Here is a 16,396-nt window from a genome sequence, read left to right on the forward strand (position 1 = left end):
TCCGCCGCCAGGCGGATGCCGGGGGACATGAGCCGCGAAGGCCTCCCGGCCGCGGCGGGGCCCTCCAGGAAGAACCTGTTCTCGGCCCGGAGCGCTTGAAATCGCCACCGCCGCTCGCATATCGAAGGGCTCTCTGATCATGTTCTTGAGACCCGATGACCACCGCCACCGAAACCCGCAAATTCGAAGCCGAAGTCGCCCAGGTCCTGCACCTGGTGACGCATTCGCTGTACTCGCACAAGGAAATCTTCCTGCGCGAGCTGATCTCCAACGCCTCCGACGCCTGCGACAAGCTGCGCTTCGAGTCCATCGCCCAGCCGGACCTGCTGGCCGGCGACGCTGAGCTGCGGATCGACGTCAGCTGGGACAAGGCCGCCCACACCATCACCATCCGCGATACCGGCATCGGCATGGACCGCGACGAGGTGGTGGCCAACATCGGCAGCATCGCCAGCTCCGGCACCCGCCGCTTCCTCGAGGCCATGGGCAGCGAGCAGAAGGCCGACGCGCGACTGATCGGCCAGTTCGGCGTGGGCTTCTACTCCGCCTTCGTGGTCGCCGATCGCGTGACCGTGCTGACCCGCCGCGCCGGCGCCGCGCCGGAGGCCGGCGTGAAGTGGGAGAGCGACGGGCGTGGCGAGTACACGCTGGAGAACGTCGAGCTGCCCGAGCGCGGCACCACCGTGGTGCTGCACCTGAAGGCCGACGAGGACGAGTTCCTCGAGCCCTGGCGCCTGCGCTCGCTGATCCACAAGTACTCCGACCACGTCGCCTTCCCGATCCGAATGCCGAAGGACGCGGCGGTGGACGACGAGGGTTCGGACGCGGACAACGGGAGCGATGGCGACGACGGCGCGGCCAAGGCGGACGCCGCACCCGAGTGGGAGGCCGTCAACGACGCCTCCGCGCTGTGGACCCGCCCGAAGTCGGACATCAGCGACGAGGAATACCAGAACTTCTACAAGTCGCTGGGCCACGACTTCAACGATGCCGCCGCCTGGACGCACAACCGCGTCGAAGGCAGCCAGAGCTTCACCACCCTGCTGTACCTGCCGGCGCAGCCGCCCTTCGACCTGATGATGGGCGGCCGCGACGAGCGCAAGGGCCTGAAGCTCTACATCAAGCGCGTCTTCATCATGGACGCAGCCGAAGAGCTGCTGCCCAACTACCTGCGCTTCGTGCGCGGCGTGGTCGATGCCGACGATCTTCCGCTCAACGTCAGCCGCGAGATCCTGCAGCACAACCGCCAGCTCGAGCGCATCAAGGGCGCCTGCGTGAAGCGCGTGCTTGATCTCATCGAGAAGCTGTCGCGCGACGAACCCGAAAAGTACGCAGCCTTCCTCAAGGCCTTCGGCAACACGCTGAAGGAAGGCATCGTCGAAGACGCCACCAACCGCGAGCGCATCGCCAAGCTGCTGCGCTTCGCCTCCACCAAGGGCGATGGCGAGCAGAAGACCGTGTCGCTCGATGACTACGTCGGCCGCATGCAGCCGGGCCAGGATGCGATCTGGTACGTCACCGCCGACGGTTACCGCGCCGCCGCCGGCAGCCCGCAGCTGGAAGCCTTCCGCGCCAAGGACATCGAAGTGCTGCTGATGTCCGACCGCATCGACGAATGGATGCTGGGCCAGTTCCGCGAGTACGCCGGCAAGCCGCTGCGCCACGTCGCCAAGGGCGAGCTGCCGATGGACGAAGCGGAGAAGCAGAAGCTCGAAGACGCCACCGGCGCCGCCGCGCCGCTGCTGGAGCGGATCAAGGGCCTGCTGGACGGGCGCGTGGAGGATGTGCGGGTGTCGGCGCGCCTGACCGATTCGCCGTCCTGCCTTGCGATGTCGGAGTGGGAGATGGCCCCGCACCTCGCGCACCTGCTGCGCGAGGCCGGCCAGGACGTGCCGGAGAACAAGCCCACGCTTGAGATCAATCCGCAGCACGCGCTGGTCCGCAAGCTGCAGGGCGAGGCCGATGACGCCCGCGCCACCGACCTGGCCACCCTGCTGCTGGAGCAGGCCGAACTCTCGGCCGGTGCACCCTTGGCGGACCCGGCCGCGTTCGTGCAGCGCATGAACCGGCTGCTTGCAGGCTGAGCCACCGTGCACGCCGCGTGCCTCCACGGGGCGTGCACAAACCCCACTGCGCGTTGCGTGCAGGTGCGAACACCTGTGCGATTCCACGCGGCTTTCATGGCCGAACCCCGAAAGTGGCTGCACTTTCGAACGAGGTTCCCCATGAATACCGAGAAGAAGATCCAGCACACCCTCAACGACCTGATCGAGATCGCACGCGACGGCGCCGAGTTCTACACCGAGGCCGCCGGCAAGGTGGACAACACCGAGCTGTCCTCGCTGTTCAGCCAGATGGCCGGGCACAAGCGCGAGATCGTCACCGGACTCAGCGCCGACGTGGCCGCGGCCGGCGGCAATCCCGCCGACCACGGCACCATGGTCGGCACCATGCAGCAGGCCTACGGCAAGGTGCGCGCCGCGCTGGGCGACACCAACTACGCCTACGTCGCGCAGCTGGAAGAGGTCGAAGACCGCCTGCTGAACGCGTTCAAGGACACCGTGGCTGATGCCGATACGCCGGCCACCGCCCGCGCAGCCGCGCAGAAGCACATGCCGCGCGTGCAGGAATGCCACGACATCATGCGCAACCGAAAGCTTGCGATGAAGGACGCGCGCTAAGGCTCGCAGCGGCAGGACGCCGCCATGGACCCGGCCCCGGTTATTCCGGGGCTCTTTTTTTGCCTGTCAGGCCGTCGCTGCGGCCCTGCCGCCGGACGGCCGCCAGCCGAGCAGGCGCGCCGGCAGCGTCAGCACCGCATACAGGAACGCGAACAGCGCGGCGAAGGTGATGCCGACCAGGCGGAACGGCAGCAGCACCAGCCACGCGAGCGGCCAGAGCACCAGGGCCAGCAGCGCCAGTGGCCAGCACAGCACGAACAGCAGGCACCACAGCAGCAGGATGGTCAGGGTTTTCATGGTCGGTCCTCGCAAGGGATCCCGCGCCATACGCGCGACAGCCACCAAGGTGCCGCCGGTGCCCTCCGCCGGCAAGCGGAATGCGACGAAACGCCGGATACTGCGACGGATGCCCGGCGCGCACGCCGCACCGGCTGGCCTCCGCCCTTGTCCCACCCCACCCGGAACCCCATCCCATGCTGCGTACCCTGCTGCTGTCTTCCGCGATCGCCCTCGCCCTTGGCGCCTGCGACCGCCCCGCCACCGAGTCCCCGATGCCCGATACCGCCGCCGTCCCCGCCACGCCCGCACAGGGCGAGAACCCGCTCCTCGTCGCCAGCACGCTGCCCTTCCAGGCACCCGTGTTCGACCGCATCCAGGACAGCCACTACCAGCCGGCGATCGAAGAAGGCATGCGCCAGCACCTGGCCGAAGTGCGCACCATCGCCGACAGCGCCGAGCCGCCGACGTTCGCCAACACCATCGAAGCCCTGGAGCGCAGCGGCGCCCTGCTGACCCGCAGCGCCACGCTCTTCTTCTCCATGACCTCGGCCAACACCAACCCCACGCTGCAGGCCGCCGAAGAAGCGCTGGCGCCGAAGCTGGCCGAACATGCCGACGCCATCCACCTCGACCCGGTGCTGTTCGCACGCGTGAAGTCCCTGTACGGCCAACGCGCCGAACTCGGCCTCACCCCCGAACAGGTCACCGTGCTCGAGCGCACCCATGACAACTTCGTGCGCGCCGGCGCCGAGCTCGACGCCGACAGGCAGGCCGAGCTGCGCAAGCTCAACAGCGAAGAGTCCTCGCTGACCACCGCGTTCTCCAACAAGCTGCTCGCTGCAGGCAATGCGGGTGGCGTGCTGGTGGATGACGTGAAGAAGCTCGATGGCCTGGACGACGCCGGCATCGCCGCCGCCGCCGAAGCCGCCAAGGCCGCCGGCAAGGACGGCCAGTGGCTGCTGGCGCTGCAGAACACCAGCCAGCAGCCGGTATTGGTATCGCTGAAGGACCGCGGCCTGCGCGAGCAGGTGATCGCCGCATCGCTCAGCCGTGCCGAGAAGGGCGACGCCAACGACACCCGCGCCACCATCCAGCGCCTGGCCGAACTGCGCGCGCGCAAGGCCGAACTGCTGGGCTATCCCAACTACGCCGCCTACAGCATCGCCGACCAGATGGCGCGCACGCCGGAGGTCGCGCTCAAGCTGCTGACCGACACCGTGCCCGCCGCCACCGCGCGCGCGCGCGCGGAGCTGGCCCGGATCCAGGCCGTGGTCGACGAACAGAGTGGCGGCTTCACCGCCGGCGCCGCCGACTGGGACTTCTACGCCGAGCAGGTGCGCAAGGCCGAGTTCGACCTCGACGCCGAGCAGATCAAGCCCTACTTCGAACTCGACCGCGTGCTGAAGGACGGCGTGTTCTTCGCCGCCGAACAGCTGTACGGCATCACCGCGAAGGAGCGCACGGACCTCCCCGTCTACCACCCCGACGTGCGCGTGTTCGACATCTTCGACGCCGACGGCACCCAGCTCGCCCTGTTCTACCTCGATCCCTTCAAGCGCGAGAGCAAGCAGGGCGGCGCCTGGATGGGCAACTTCGTCGAGCAGAACGGCCTGACCGGCGACATCCCGGTGATCTACAACGTCGAGAACTACACCAAGCCCGCCGCCGGCCAGCCCGCGCTGCTGAGCTGGGACGACGTGACCACGCTCTTCCACGAGTACGGCCACGCCCTGCACGGCATGTTCTCCAAGACCACCTACCCGAGCGTCGCCGGCACCAACACGCCGCGCGACTTCGTCGAGTTCCCTTCGCAGTTCAACGAACACTGGGCGCTGGACCCGAAGGTGTTCGCGAACTACGCGAAGCACCACCTGACCGGCGAGCCGATGCCGCAGGAACTGGTGGAGAAGATCGTCAAGGCGCGCACCTTCAACCAGGGCTACGCGACCACCGAGTACCTGTCGGCCGCGCTGCTGGACATGGCCTGGCACACGCTGCCGGCCGGTGACGCGAAGAAAGACGTCGACGCGTTCGAACGCGAGGCGCTGGCCAAGTACCAGGTGGACATGGCCGCGGTGCCGCCGCGCTACCGCACCAACTACTTCAGCCACATCTGGGGCGGTGGTTATGCGGCCGGCTACTACGCGTACTTCGGCGCGGAGGTGCTCGACCATGACGCGTTCCAGTGGTTCCGCGAGAACGGCGGCCTGACGCGCGAGAACGGGCAGGTGTTCCGGGAGAAGATCCTGTCGATCGGGCATTCGCGGGATCTTGCGGAGGCGTATCGGGAGTTCCGCGGCAAGGAGCCGAGCGTGGAGCCGCTGCTCGAGCATCGCGGCCTGAAGTGATCCTCGCCGCATCCGCAGTGTGACGCCGCATCACGTCCCGACGCATCACGTACCCTGGCCGCGGCCGGGGTGCGTTCCTGTGGGCGTGGCATGAGCGACGCAGTGTGTCCGGCGGCTGACGCTGCCCAGCCCCTGATCGACCGGCTGCATCCGTGGATTGCCGTGCTGGTGACCGCGCTGCTGCACCTGGCGGTGGTGCTGCTGGCGCTGTTCGCGCCGCCGGTCACGATGTCGAGCCCGGAAGGCGCCGCCGGCGGCGGCCGGATCGAGGTGACCTTCATCGACCGGAACGAGGACGCCATTCCCTCACCGCCGGAGTTCCCGCGCGTCACGCCCACGCGCGAAGCCGTGCCGCCCCGGCCCGACCCGGTGGTGCCGCCCGCGGCGACGCGCCTCCAGACCACCCAGGTCGACCAGACCGAAGACCCGATACCGCCCGACGCCGACGCACCGCGTGACGCAACCCCGGCGCCTGCCGCGTCCGCACGCTCCACGCCCCGGCAGTCGCAGCACGTCTGGGGCCAGCCCCCGGGCATGCTTCGCGAACACCACGCCCCCGTGAACGCCGGCACCGCGCCCAGCGCCGCCGTCGACAACGGGCGCAGGCATCGCCCGTCCCCAGGTGAGACCAACCTCGAGGCCGGCGGCTTCCAGGTGATCTACGACCTGCTGGGCGAAACCAGGCTGCGCGAATGGCGCGACGCCGGCATGACCGAGATCTTCATCCCCCTGCCCGGCGAGCGGCGCTACATGGTCTGTCCGCTGGAGACCGCGCTCCGCCGCGGCTCCGGACCGTGCCGCCTGGTGCATCCGGAGGATCCGGAGATGGCGGACATCGGCGACGCGCGCGAGGTCATCACGATGCACCAGGTGTATCGGCGCGGAGAGATGGTGTGGCGTGGGCCGGGGCCGTACCGCTGAACCCCGCGGGCACGGGCCCGGCCGCTACTCGCGGCTGCGCAGGAACTCCAGCATAGAGCGGAGCGCGACCTGCCCTTCCTCGCTGTCGAGGTTGAACGGATACAGGTGCGGCAGCCCCGGCGCATGGTCGTCGGGCCAGAACAGCGAGGTCACCGGCACCGCCAGCGCCTCTAGCCGCGCGGCGAAGGCCACGGAGTGGCCGGCCGTGAGCGGATCGGCATTGCCGCCGGTGATCCAGACCGGCGGAAAGTCCGCGGTGAGATGCAGGATCGGCGACATCTGCGCCAGCACCGGACTGTCCGGATCGCGCGTGCCGGCATAGGCCAGCACGGTGGTGCCCGTGCCCCAGCCCAGCAGCCGCGAACCGCCGCGCTCGCGCCGCACCAGCGCCGGCAGGTCGAGCACCCCGCACTGCAGGACCACCCCGCGCAGCACCTCGGGCGTAAACACGCCCGGCAGCCCGACCTCGGCCGCATACGCCGGATTGCTGCCCATCGCCGCGAGCTGCGCGGCCAACTGGGCACCGGCCGAATCACCGGCCAGGAACACGCGTTCGGGATCGATCGGATAGTCGCCCGCATGGCGCTCCAGCCAGGCATGCAGCGCGGAGAGCTGGCGCAGCGGCTGCGGATAGAGCGCCGCCGGCGCCAGCGAATAGTCCGGCGCCACCACCGCATAGCCCTCCGCGGCCAGCAGGCGGAACAGCGGCGCCGCATCCTGCCGGCTGCCGGACAACCAGGCACCGCCGTGGATCCACACCAGTACCGGCAGGCGCGCGCCGGTCGACGCCGCGGACGCGGGGTAGTGGATGTCGAGCAGCGCGTCTGGATCACTAGCGCGATAGGAAAGGCCTTCGACGGAGGTGACTGGAACGGCGGGCAGGTGCTCCGCCATCGCGCGACGCGTGCGCGCGCCCTCCCGGTTGAACGCGGCACGGATGATGCCGACGCCGATGCGCCGGTTCAGCGGCAGCCGTGCAGTGGTGGCGGCCGGCGGCGATGCGGCGGGCTCATGCGCACCGGGAGCTGGTTCGTTCGCCGTCGCGGACCCGAACGGCAGCAGGAGCAGAGCCAGGCACAGGGTGCGCACCAGCTGCAGCACGCGCCGGCGGGTCGCGCGCGGACGACCACTAGTCATGACAATCGGCCATCTGCATAACGCCATCCGCCCCCATCAGGATCGCGCCGCCGCCGATGACCGGGACAAACAGCCCCTCGGGGGTCATCACGGATGCCGAGGGCGCGCCTGGCAGGACACGCCACGTATCCGCCCGCCATTGACCGTCAGGCCGCCGCTCCAGCTCCACGACCCTACCGCCGTTGAGGCTGAGATGCGCGAGTCCGGTGGTAGCGACGATGCGGTCTCCGAGGCGATGGATGTCCTGCACGTTGTCACCAAGAACCTCCTGGAATCGACCGTCGTCGCCGACGAACATCAGTTCGCCGCCCCACTCGCCACGGCTGCCGCCCACCAGCCAACCGTCGTCGACGCGCAGTGCGACATGCGGTGTCTGTTCGATTGGCTCCCGGCGCTCCATCAGGTTGCCCTGATGCACCTTGATGATGTCCGCCCCCGCCTCCTTCTGCTCCTCCTCGTCTGCGGCGCCGTAGCTGACGACTTCGGTCGGGTACTTCAGCTGCCCGAGCCTCCTGCTTGCCGTGGCGGAGTACAGCTTTGTGCGCGAGGACTCCGGCTCGGCGTCGTAGCGCCGTTCGCACTCCGGCAACCCGCGGTTGATCGACCAGACCGCGAAGAAGTCCGATGCGAAGCCGTCCTCCGGCTGGCGCTCTGCAAACGGCGTGCCCGAACGGATGGCCACCGCCGCCTCGCGCGCGACGTCGCGAACGGGTGTGTACCAGTGCGCCGCGGCCGTGTGGTCCAGCGCCGTGAGCGCATCACCTGCCCCGAGGCGGCCGAGCGCGTTTGCAGCCGCCCACGCCACCCTGACATCGACCGGATCTTCGAGCGCTCCCACCAGGGCGGGCGTCGCCTGCACGTAGCCGATGTACCCGAGCGTCAGGGCGGCCAGCGCACGCAGCCCGGGCTCGCGCTCCAGGATCCCAAGCACCGCGGGGCCGGCATCGCGTCCGGCGATCCCGACGTCGGCAAGATCGCGCAACGCTCTCGCATCGGGCTGGTTGGCCAGACGCTCCGCGAAGATCAGGCCCGCCCGTGGCGACTGGATGCCCACCAGCGCCTGGTCGATCCAGGGCGCGAGATACGGCGCATCCCCGCGTTCGCGCAGCAGGTCTTCTTCCAGCGCCAGTCCGTCCGTTCCAAGCTGCGCGATCATCCCCAGGGCACCCTGCGCCATCTGTGGCGACGAACTGCGATCGCTCGCGATCCGCATCAACCCCGGACCCGCGGCAGCGCGCTCGGGACCCATCCGGCGCAGCACGGCACCCAGCAGCTCATGCGTGTCATCGCGACAGGGTTGGTCGCAAGCCGCCCGGGCCACGATGAACGGGATCGCGCGCTGCCCGAGGAGTTCCAGCGCGTACGCTTCCTGGTTGTTGGGGGCGCTGTCGGACACCAGGTAGCGGTCCACGGCTTCATTCGCCGCCCCGTCCGTGCCGATCCGCGCCAGCGCGGGCGGCAGCCATCCCAGGCCTCGATCAAGGCCTTCGATGATTTGTGGCAGATACTTCGGGTCGATCACCGTCGCATCGCGAAGCAGGTAGGCGGCCAGCTCCGCCACACGCTCATCGGGATCCTTCAACAGCGGGATCAGCGCATCGACCGCATCCTGACGGTTCAGCACGCCTTGCTTCAGCGTATCCGCGGTCGGCCCCATCCCGCCCAGCGGTCCTCCCTGGGTCCGCGCCGTGTCGCGGATTGCCTGCACCCAGGTGGAACGATTCTCGACTTCGTGCGATTGGGCGCCACCGCACCCGGCAAGCATGGCGAGCAACGGCAGCACCGCAAGCGTCCAGCGTCGCATTCGAGACCCCTGCTGAATCCCCAGGCCGAGTATGTCCCAGCAGGAGACGGGCGGGACAGTCGAGCAGCGGAATCAGCGCTTGAGGCCGGCCACGATTTCGGACACGTCGAGGCCCAGCTCCAGCTGCACGCGCACGTACTCGCGCTCCTTGCGCGACAGCGTGCGGCCGGCTTCGATGCGCACGTCCTCCGCCTGAAGGATGCGCATGATCTGCGGCATGGCCGAACCAATGGCATCAGGCCCGTAACCTGCTTCGCGAAGGGCCGCGCGGAGGAGAGCTTCAGCGTCCATGGACATCCTGGTGGTGCGAGGGGGATGCATTGTGCGGCATGGGAGGAAGTGCGGACGCGCCGAGAGCCACAGCCCGGCGTCGGCTCAGTCCGCCGCTTCGGGCGGCCCGAGGTTGCCGCGGCTGTACATGCCGGAGCGGTCAAAGCAGCAGGCGCGGCGCTTGCCCGAGGCCAGCTGGTCGCAGGCGGTGGCGATGCGCTTCACACGGGTCTCGGCCTTCTTGCCGGAGGTCATCCACTGGATCCAGTCGCGGCGGGCGATGGGGGTGATGTCGTCCCAGGTGGTCTTGGCGGCGGGGTGGGCGGACAGGGCGGCGCGCAGGTCGGGTGGGACTTTGGGTTCGGGCTGCTTGGCGACCGGGGTGATTTCCAGGGTCACCGTGTCGCCGGGCTGGGCGCCTGCGGCCTCGAGCAGCGACTTGTCGACTTTCAGCCAGTGGCTGCCTTTGCCGTCGGGCTCCAAGGTGGCCTGGAACGGCGTTGAAGCGAAGGTGCCTTCCACCGTGGCCTGGCTACGGGTTGGCAACTCGGTGCTTGCGGCTTCGGGCAGGACGAGGAAGGCCCAAGTGGCGTTCTTCGGCTTGGCGGGCCGGCGAAGAATTGCTTCGAATTCCAGGGTTGCGGGCGTGACCTTGATCATGTCCAGAACTCGCATCGGGACGCATGTGAACTTACCAAACTGCAAACGCATCACTGGGAAGGTGTACTTCAATACACTGGCATGCCGAGCTCTGGACATGTTGAACCGCCTTCACTGGCGAATGTCGAACCGTATGCGTGCAAAACCGATCGGCAATCCAAGGTATGGCTTAGGGCTTGCGATTTTTTTCGCGGCAACCATTTGTATCCGTCATATCCGTGCGCGTCACATCGACAAACCAGCAGCCGAAGCGCGTCGGAATGTTGTCCTAGTCGCAACTGCAAAATTACCTGTTCTGCACTCATACGGATGTCGATATCCGTAAGCGTGGTCAGGTGCGGGTTGGTCATGGCCGGCTTCTTGCCGGTGGAGGGTGTCTTTCCCCTTCAACGAACGGATCGTCATCTCTGTCTGCACCCGCGCCATACTCCCGGCACCAGTTGACCACTTGTAAAGGCGAATATCCGCCTGTGCAGCCTGGCATGCCGTGGTCTGCAGCAGATACTCGCCCTCAGCAACTGCCACTGGATCGTTATCGATACACCGAAATGGCCCTTCGACCAGATATACGGTATCCGCCGGGCGAATCCCTTCGAACGAGCGCAACGTGATGCCTTCGAGGATATCGACAACGGCCATGAAGTCCGGACGTTCCCCATATCCGGGCAGGGCCAGGTACTTCTGGGGCAGCAGGGCATGCCGGGCCCGGGTAACGACGGGCAGGAATATGTCGCCCTCCGGGATGGCGACCAGGACCTCGGCAAGGTGCCGTGGCAGCAAGCCGAAGCACGGCCGATTCAGAATTCCGCTTTTCCGCCCCCGTTCGTGATTGGGATCCTCCGGACACCATTCCGCTCCCATGCGCTTCTCCACCGCATATGGAACCCATGAATTGGGCTCCGTTCCAGGTACTTGAGGGAGCGACGCAAGGTTCGAGGAAGCCTCGGCTGACCAACCTTCCGGAGCAGCATCGACCAAGCCGGGCACTTCCCTGGGAACGGCAGGCTTGCAGGCTGCCATGAGCGTCGCCAACATCAGTGCAACGGCTTGAAGTGCAGTTAGGCGTTTGCGAGGCATGGCACAACCTCCTGTCGAATCGCATGTCCTCGGCAGAGCAATGCCGGCAGTGACGCCTGCAAATCCGGCTTTTTGGCACAATAGCACTAGCCAGAAGCGGCTTGGCTGCAGGCGTCACCTTTCTCGGTGCCCGACATCAGGCAGTCCCCATTTGGCCTCATGTTCGAACAAGTGCACCAAGCCGCCCGCCCAACCCGGACCACCGCCCGGCGTGCCGCTCAACGCCTCGCTGATGACTTCGGCAGTTCCCACCATGTGCAGCGCTCGGCGCGCCCGCGTCATCCCCGTGTACACCAGTTCCCGCGACAGCACGCGGTTGAAGCGCTCCGGCAGAACCAGCCACACCTCGTCGAATTCGCTGCCCTGCGCCTTGTGCACCGTCATCGCGAATGCGCTGTCATGCGCGGGCAGCGCAGCGGGATGGAACGGTCGCGGGCTGCGCGGGTCGTCGCCGGGGAACCACGCCATCAACGTGCCGCTGTGCCAGCGCCAGAATGCGTTCCCGAAGCTCGACGTTCCGTTCAGGCGCGAATGATAGCGATACGCACTGGAACTCGTCTCCAGATCGCCGTTCCAGTCAAACTCGGTGGGGTCGCAGGAAGCAGAACGAGGCTGGATTTCCTACACGAAACGAGCAGGACCTTGGTCCACTCTTTGATTAGACTCGGAGCTGCTTGAACGGACGAGCAAGAACTCAGTCGCCGCCGCAGACGATAGGGACAACATATGGACAAGATGAAGTGGCTTGCCGCTACAGGGCTGCTGGCCCTGACCCTCGGAGCTAATGGGTGCGCTCAATCCGCACCTCGACAGGTACCGGCCGTCAAGCAATCCCATGATGCAGCCTCGGCCCCTCATACGGTTGACTCAGGCGAAGTCCCGCAACAACCTGGCGCCAGCGCCGATTTCAGCGGAAGTTGGGGGGTACAGTGGTGCGACAACACCGCGCCGGAAGCCGATTGTGGCAGGTTCGATATCGATCTGACTCAAGCCGGCGACAAGATCAGTGGCGATTCCTTCGGGGCGAGAGTGCGCCTGGCGCAAATAGACGAAGGTGGAATCATCCACGGCATCGCCGTCGGCAACACCGCCATCCTCACCATCGAAAGCCTGCGTAGCGGCGGAATCTATCTGATCAAGGCGGCCGTTGATGGCGACTGCATGCGCTGGGAAATGCGAGACACCATTCGCAAAGCCGAAACCGATATAGACATCATCGCATTGGACGATGTGCTCACCAAGAGCCTTGCAGGGCGATCAGGGGACGATAACGCAGCCGCTCCACAAAGCGACTGCCGCGGCATTCCGACAAAGCCGCAGAACTGATCTGTAACGAGCAGTCGTTTGTTCGGCAGGACGGAGACAAAAATGGACTATAGGGAGTTGGACCGAACGGAATACGATCGCAAGTTACGCATGGTGATTGTCGGCTCCGAAGGACTTCATACGCATGCGCAGGACATCGGCGACAACCGGGCGACAATAGGCTGGGGTTACACATTCAACCGGGACAACAATGTTGCTGTCTGGACCGACAGTGGCATTGATTTGACCCGAGAACAATGGCGCACATTGGCTGCGATCGATGCAGCCCCAGCTGCGGACAGGACCAGAACAGGCCTGTCGTTCACAAGAGAACTCAACGAAGCCGAATCCGATCAACTGCTCCGGGCCTCTCTGGCCGAGTACGACAGGAATGGGCCAGCAGGCCGTCTGGAGATGCCTCTATCCGACGAGCGCATTGCCCTGGTATCGCTTGCCTACAATCGCGGCGCTGGAATGCTGAATGGCATTCCAGGGAGCAATGTCCCGGAACACGCTGTCATGGATGCGATTCGTAATGGCGACCGGTCTGAAGCATGGTTCCAGATGCGCTACAACTGCTGGGGCAGCAATAGCGAAGTCGAAGGGGCCTTCGCAAACGCCGCTTCGCCGAGTCACAGGTGTTTGGCTTGTATGACGACCCGGACAATATCACCCCAGACGAAGCCAAGAGCGTCTATCGCACGTACCAACTTCACCGCGACGAGATTGATCGTGTGGAACGCAGCTTCGGGGTCACCGTCGACGGCGAAGCTGCTGCCCGGAACCGTCTTGCGCAAGCGAACAGGGACTTTCCCGCGCTCGTCAATGAATACGGAAGTATTCCAAACATAGCCGATGCCCTCGCTCCCGCCCGCACTGCGCTACTGGGAGAACTGCGTCAGCGGCATCCAGACTTGGCCGACAGGCTGACCGATGCCAATTTTGATGCCGGACGCATTTACCTTGATGCAGGGCGCGACCTGCGCGATCAGGATGAAGTTGATCTCCAGTACCCAATAGACTCTGGAAGTACTAGAACAAACAATCGCAACTCCGCGCTCAGGCGCGAACAGCACAGCACAACCACGGAAGATGTCGACCAGGACCATGCCGCCACGATCGACTCACGAGGCATTGCACGCGGGCGAAATCCGCAAGGAATAGAGAGTAGCGACCTGCTCATCGGCGAAGGAGGCGATGACACTCTACTCGCTCATGGTGGTGAAGACATTTTGATTGGTGGTGACGGCCGCGACCGGATGGAGGGCGGCCATGGCCACGACACCTACGTCGTTGGCGAAGGCGATGCGGTGATGGACAGTGACGGTATGGGCGAAGTGCGCTGGGACGCACGTCAGCTGACTGGTGGCTCACGTTCGGAATCTGATCCGGCCAATACCTACCGCAGCGCCGATGGCCACTTCACTTACACCATCAATGGAGACAATCTCACCGTCACCAACAATCGCGTGACAGACCCGGCACAGCGGGAAGGTTTGGTGATCGAAAATTTTCGAAGCGGTCATCTTGGCATCACGCTGACCGGACCGAGCCGGGTTGGCGTGCAGCCGCAAGCACATCCACCCGGTCTCGACGAACCAGACCATCAACGCGGCATAGAAGATGATCGCCAAGGCATGAATCAGCCCCAACCGCGACCATCCGACGATCCGTTTGCAGACCGCCACATTGCCGCCCTTATGGCTGGCGACAGTGATCTGGCCGATCGGATCGCTGTTGAGTTCTCGCAAACCCCGGAAGGCCAGCAACTGGCGCAACTTGGCGATCAATTGCTAGCGCAGCAGCAAGCCCTGGAGCAGCAGCAATTGGAGGAGAGGGAACGGGCACGGCAGGCACCGGTCTTGCAGATGTGACGCTTATTTATATGACAGGGTTTGTGGCGTGCCACCATGGATAGTCGCGATCTGTGCTCAACCCTGCCATGCCGCTCGATGCCGTGGGGCCCTGATGACGTCGTGCTACTCAAAACCGGAGGGACGTCGACCGGCCACGCGCGTGGGAGCGTGATGAGCTGTGATCGCGACGGCTACTTGAGTGTGATCAAGCGCCGCTCCAATCGAGACCAGCGAACGGCAAACTGCGCCAACGCATCATGCAGAACATCGCCGCTCCCGGATACGCGCAATTGTCTTCTCGCGCGGGTCACTCCGGTGTAAAGCAGCTGCCGCGTCAGCACGCGACCGGAGCGCTTTGGCAGCACCAGCCACACCTCGTCGAACTCGCTGCCCTGAGCCTTGTGCACCGTCATCGCGAACGCGCTGTCATGCGCGGGCAAAGCTGCTGGATGGAACGGCCGCGGATTGCGCGGATCGTCGCCGGGGAACCATGCCATCAAGGTGCCACTGCCGTCGCGCAGGCAGATGCCGATATCGCCATTGAACAAGCGATGCCGATAGCTGTTCTCTGTGATCAGCAGTAGGCGACCATGGAAGTAGCGGCTTGCCGCTGACGCGGGACCTGCTCCGCGGCGTGCGCCGGCAAGCATGTCCTCGATGCGCGCATTGAGCCCCCGCGCTCCCTGCGGTCCTTCGCGCACGGCGGTCAGGATGCGCAGGCGGCCGGCACGTGCAAGTGCATCGGCAGGATCGCCGGCTTCGGCGAGCAAAGCCCAATGCGCAAGCAGGTGCTCGCGATGCGACTGCAGCGGGTCGGTATCGCCCTCGTGGAAATGCACGCCGGACAGTTCGCCGCCGCGCAGCAGTGACAGCGCTGTGGCGGTATCGCCTTCGCGCACGGCAACGGCCAGCGGCGCAAGGTCGAGCGCGGCGCTCTGTCGGTAGCCGCGGGTGAGATGGACGTGCCGCGCCGGGAAAGTGCTGCCGGACGCGCTGGCTTCTGCGGCGCGCAGAATACCGGCCAGCACATCACCCGCCTCCACCGAGGGCAGTTGGTCGGGATCGCCGAGCAGCACAAGGCGCGCGCCGTCGGGCACGGCTTCGACCAGCTTGGCCATCAGCGGCAGGTCGATCATCGAGGCTTCGTCCACCACCACCACGTCGAACGGCAGCGGGTTGTCGGCGTGGTGCCGGAAGCGTGGTGAGTCGGGGATGGTGCCGAGCAGGCGGTGCAGCGTGGTGCCGGTGGTGGGTAGCCGTGCGCACATGGCGGGGGCGACGCCGAGCGCGGGCAGCGCCTGCACGGCGTTGCGCACGCTCTCGGCCATGCGTTCGGCGGCGCGGCCGGTGGGCGCGGCCAGGGCGATGCGCGGCGGCGCGGCGCCGGCTTCTAGCGCCTGGGCGACCAGCAGCACCAGCATGCGGGTGATGGTGGTGGTCTTGCCGGTGCCGGGGCCGCCGGTGACCAGCAGCAGGTTGTGATGGAGCGCGGCGGCGGCGGCCTGCGACTGGAGGTCGTTGCTGGCGGCTTCGGGGAAGAGTTGGGCGAAAAGGGGCGCGAGGTGTTCTGGGACCTGTTCGTCCCCGCCATCACTGGACGCTGCACCAGCGTTCAGGACGGCATTGCCGATGCGGCGCAGGCCATCGGCAAGGCGGCGCTCGTACTCGCGGTAGCGGCGCAAGTAGACGAGGCCGTGTTCGTACACGAGCGGAGTGTCGGCAGCGGATTCAGCATCGCCGGCCTCGGGGCGGGCGACCCAGCGCGAGGCTTCGAGCGCCGCCGTCCAGGCCTCGGGCGTGGGCCAGTTGATCGCGGCATCGACCAGGCGCTGCGGCTCCGCCGGGTCGAAGCCGGCGTGGCCGGATGCAACGGCGAGCGAGGCCAGTGCCGCCGCCGCAAGCACGCTGTCCGGTGTGTCGGGGTCGAGCCGACGCAGGCTCTGCGCCAGTGCGTGGTCGAGTGTGCGCAGCGCGCCTGCCTTTGCGAGTTGCTGCAGCAGGCCGATGGAGCGCGTTCCTTGCCCCCGCTCGGGCGGCAGCGGATCGCAGCCGTCAGCG

The 16,396-nt window shown here is 66.5% G+C and carries 13 protein-coding genes and 1 pseudogene; 6 read left to right on the forward strand and 8 right to left on the reverse strand.

Going from position 1 to position 16,396, the window contains the following annotated elements; genetic code table 11:
• The first annotated feature begins 155 nt into the window (after window positions 1–155).
• Entirely contained in the window at window positions 156–2,084 is a 1,929-nt protein-coding gene (gene htpG / locus ACW5E8_RS14315; protein WP_456966212.1) for a molecular chaperone HtpG, read from the forward strand.
• A gap of 141 nt (window positions 2,085–2,225) precedes the next feature.
• Window positions 2,226–2,681 carry a PA2169 family four-helix-bundle protein gene (locus ACW5E8_RS14320; RefSeq protein ID WP_456966213.1) on the forward strand — a complete coding sequence of 152 codons (456 nt, stop codon included), beginning with the start codon at window positions 2,226–2,228 and terminating at the stop codon, window positions 2,679–2,681.
• Between the two features lie 66 nt (window positions 2,682–2,747).
• Here the strand turns inward: ACW5E8_RS14320 and ACW5E8_RS14325 are convergent, their stop codons facing one another.
• The gene (locus ACW5E8_RS14325) at window positions 2,748–2,978 is read right to left on the reverse strand and encodes a hypothetical protein (RefSeq protein ID WP_456966214.1); all 231 of its coding nucleotides are present in this window, start codon (window positions 2,976–2,978) and stop codon (window positions 2,748–2,750) included.
• A gap of 176 nt (window positions 2,979–3,154) precedes the next feature.
• On the opposite strand from ACW5E8_RS14325, the gene dcp reads away from it, so the two are divergent.
• Both dcp and ACW5E8_RS14335 read left to right on the forward strand, forming a co-directional pair.
• Window positions 3,155–5,308 (forward strand): peptidyl-dipeptidase Dcp, encoded by a 2,154-nt coding sequence (gene dcp / locus ACW5E8_RS14330; RefSeq protein ID WP_456966215.1) that lies wholly within the window; start codon window positions 3,155–3,157, stop codon window positions 5,306–5,308.
• Between the two features lie 90 nt (window positions 5,309–5,398).
• Window positions 5,399–6,229, forward strand: a complete 831-nt coding sequence (locus ACW5E8_RS14335) for a hypothetical protein (RefSeq protein ID WP_456966216.1) — start codon at window positions 5,399–5,401, stop codon at window positions 6,227–6,229.
• A gap of 24 nt (window positions 6,230–6,253) precedes the next feature.
• Here the strand turns inward: ACW5E8_RS14335 and ACW5E8_RS14340 are convergent, their stop codons facing one another.
• The 6 genes and pseudogenes from ACW5E8_RS14340 to ACW5E8_RS14365 form a co-directional block, all read right to left on the reverse strand.
• Window positions 6,254–7,366: an alpha/beta hydrolase gene (locus ACW5E8_RS14340; protein WP_456966217.1), complete on the reverse strand. Its 1,113-nt coding sequence runs from the start codon at window positions 7,364–7,366 to the stop codon at window positions 6,254–6,256.
• Window positions 7,359–9,170, reverse strand: a complete 1,812-nt coding sequence (locus ACW5E8_RS14345; protein ID WP_456966218.1) for a HEAT repeat domain-containing protein — start codon at window positions 9,168–9,170, stop codon at window positions 7,359–7,361. Before ACW5E8_RS14345 ends, ACW5E8_RS14340 begins: the two co-directional genes overlap by 8 nt.
• Before the next feature lie 72 nt (window positions 9,171–9,242).
• Entirely contained in the window at window positions 9,243–9,389 is a 147-nt protein-coding gene (locus ACW5E8_RS14350) for a polyprenyl synthetase (RefSeq protein ID WP_456966219.1), read from the reverse strand.
• A gap of 156 nt (window positions 9,390–9,545) precedes the next feature.
• Window positions 9,546–10,115 (reverse strand): YdeI/OmpD-associated family protein, encoded by a 570-nt coding sequence (locus ACW5E8_RS14355; protein WP_456966240.1) that lies wholly within the window; start codon window positions 10,113–10,115, stop codon window positions 9,546–9,548.
• Between the two features lie 210 nt (window positions 10,116–10,325).
• Window positions 10,326–11,177 (reverse strand): hypothetical protein, encoded by an 852-nt coding sequence (locus tag ACW5E8_RS14360; RefSeq protein WP_456966220.1) that lies wholly within the window; start codon window positions 11,175–11,177, stop codon window positions 10,326–10,328.
• 157 nt (window positions 11,178–11,334) lie between these two features.
• Window positions 11,335–11,654: pseudogene (locus tag ACW5E8_RS14365) on the reverse strand (ATP-binding domain-containing protein); the annotation flags it as partial.
• Between the two features lie 249 nt (window positions 11,655–11,903).
• Between ACW5E8_RS14365 and ACW5E8_RS14370 the strand changes: the two are divergent.
• Together ACW5E8_RS14370 and ACW5E8_RS14375 are read left to right on the forward strand one after the other, a co-directional pair.
• On the forward strand, window positions 11,904–12,503 hold the full coding sequence (locus ACW5E8_RS14370) for a hypothetical protein (RefSeq protein WP_456966221.1): 600 nt from the start codon (window positions 11,904–11,906) through the stop codon (window positions 12,501–12,503).
• 626 nt (window positions 12,504–13,129) lie between these two features.
• Entirely contained in the window at window positions 13,130–14,356 is a 1,227-nt protein-coding gene (locus ACW5E8_RS14375; protein ID WP_456966222.1) for a calcium-binding protein, read from the forward strand.
• Between the two features lie 173 nt (window positions 14,357–14,529).
• Here ACW5E8_RS14375 and recD read toward each other — a convergent pair whose 3' ends face one another.
• Window positions 14,530–16,344, reverse strand: coding sequence for an exodeoxyribonuclease V subunit alpha (recD, locus tag ACW5E8_RS14380; protein ID WP_456966241.1), 1,815 nt, complete (start codon window positions 16,342–16,344; stop codon window positions 14,530–14,532).
• Window positions 16,345–16,396: the final 52 nt, after the last annotated feature.

This window comes from Luteimonas sp. A649, assembly GCF_054072735.1.

What these genes read in the sequence shown, in the direction of transcription:
- htpG (WP_456966212.1), top strand. Translation starts at nt 156, where the DNA reads ATGACCACCGCCACCGAAACCCGCAAATTCGAAGCCGAAGTCGCCCAG.
- ACW5E8_RS14320 (WP_456966213.1), top strand. Translation starts at nt 2,226, where the DNA reads ATGAATACCGAGAAGAAGATCCAGCACACCCTCAACGACCTGATCGAG.
- ACW5E8_RS14325 (WP_456966214.1), bottom strand. Translation starts at nt 2,978, where the DNA reads ATGAAAACCCTGACCATCCTGCTGCTGTGGTGCCTGCTGTTCGTGCTG.
- dcp (WP_456966215.1), top strand. Translation starts at nt 3,155, where the DNA reads ATGCTGCGTACCCTGCTGCTGTCTTCCGCGATCGCCCTCGCCCTTGGC.
- ACW5E8_RS14335 (WP_456966216.1), top strand. Translation starts at nt 5,399, where the DNA reads ATGAGCGACGCAGTGTGTCCGGCGGCTGACGCTGCCCAGCCCCTGATC.
- ACW5E8_RS14340 (WP_456966217.1), bottom strand. Translation starts at nt 7,366, where the DNA reads ATGACTAGTGGTCGTCCGCGCGCGACCCGCCGGCGCGTGCTGCAGCTG.
- ACW5E8_RS14345 (WP_456966218.1), bottom strand. Translation starts at nt 9,170, where the DNA reads ATGCGACGCTGGACGCTTGCGGTGCTGCCGTTGCTCGCCATGCTTGCC.
- ACW5E8_RS14350 (WP_456966219.1), bottom strand. Translation starts at nt 9,389, where the DNA reads ATGCCGCAGATCATGCGCATCCTTCAGGCGGAGGACGTGCGCATCGAA.
- ACW5E8_RS14355 (WP_456966240.1), bottom strand. Translation starts at nt 10,115, where the DNA reads ATGCGAGTTCTGGACATGATCAAGGTCACGCCCGCAACCCTGGAATTC.
- ACW5E8_RS14360 (WP_456966220.1), bottom strand. Translation starts at nt 11,177, where the DNA reads ATGCCTCGCAAACGCCTAACTGCACTTCAAGCCGTTGCACTGATGTTG.
- ACW5E8_RS14370 (WP_456966221.1), top strand. Translation starts at nt 11,904, where the DNA reads ATGGACAAGATGAAGTGGCTTGCCGCTACAGGGCTGCTGGCCCTGACC.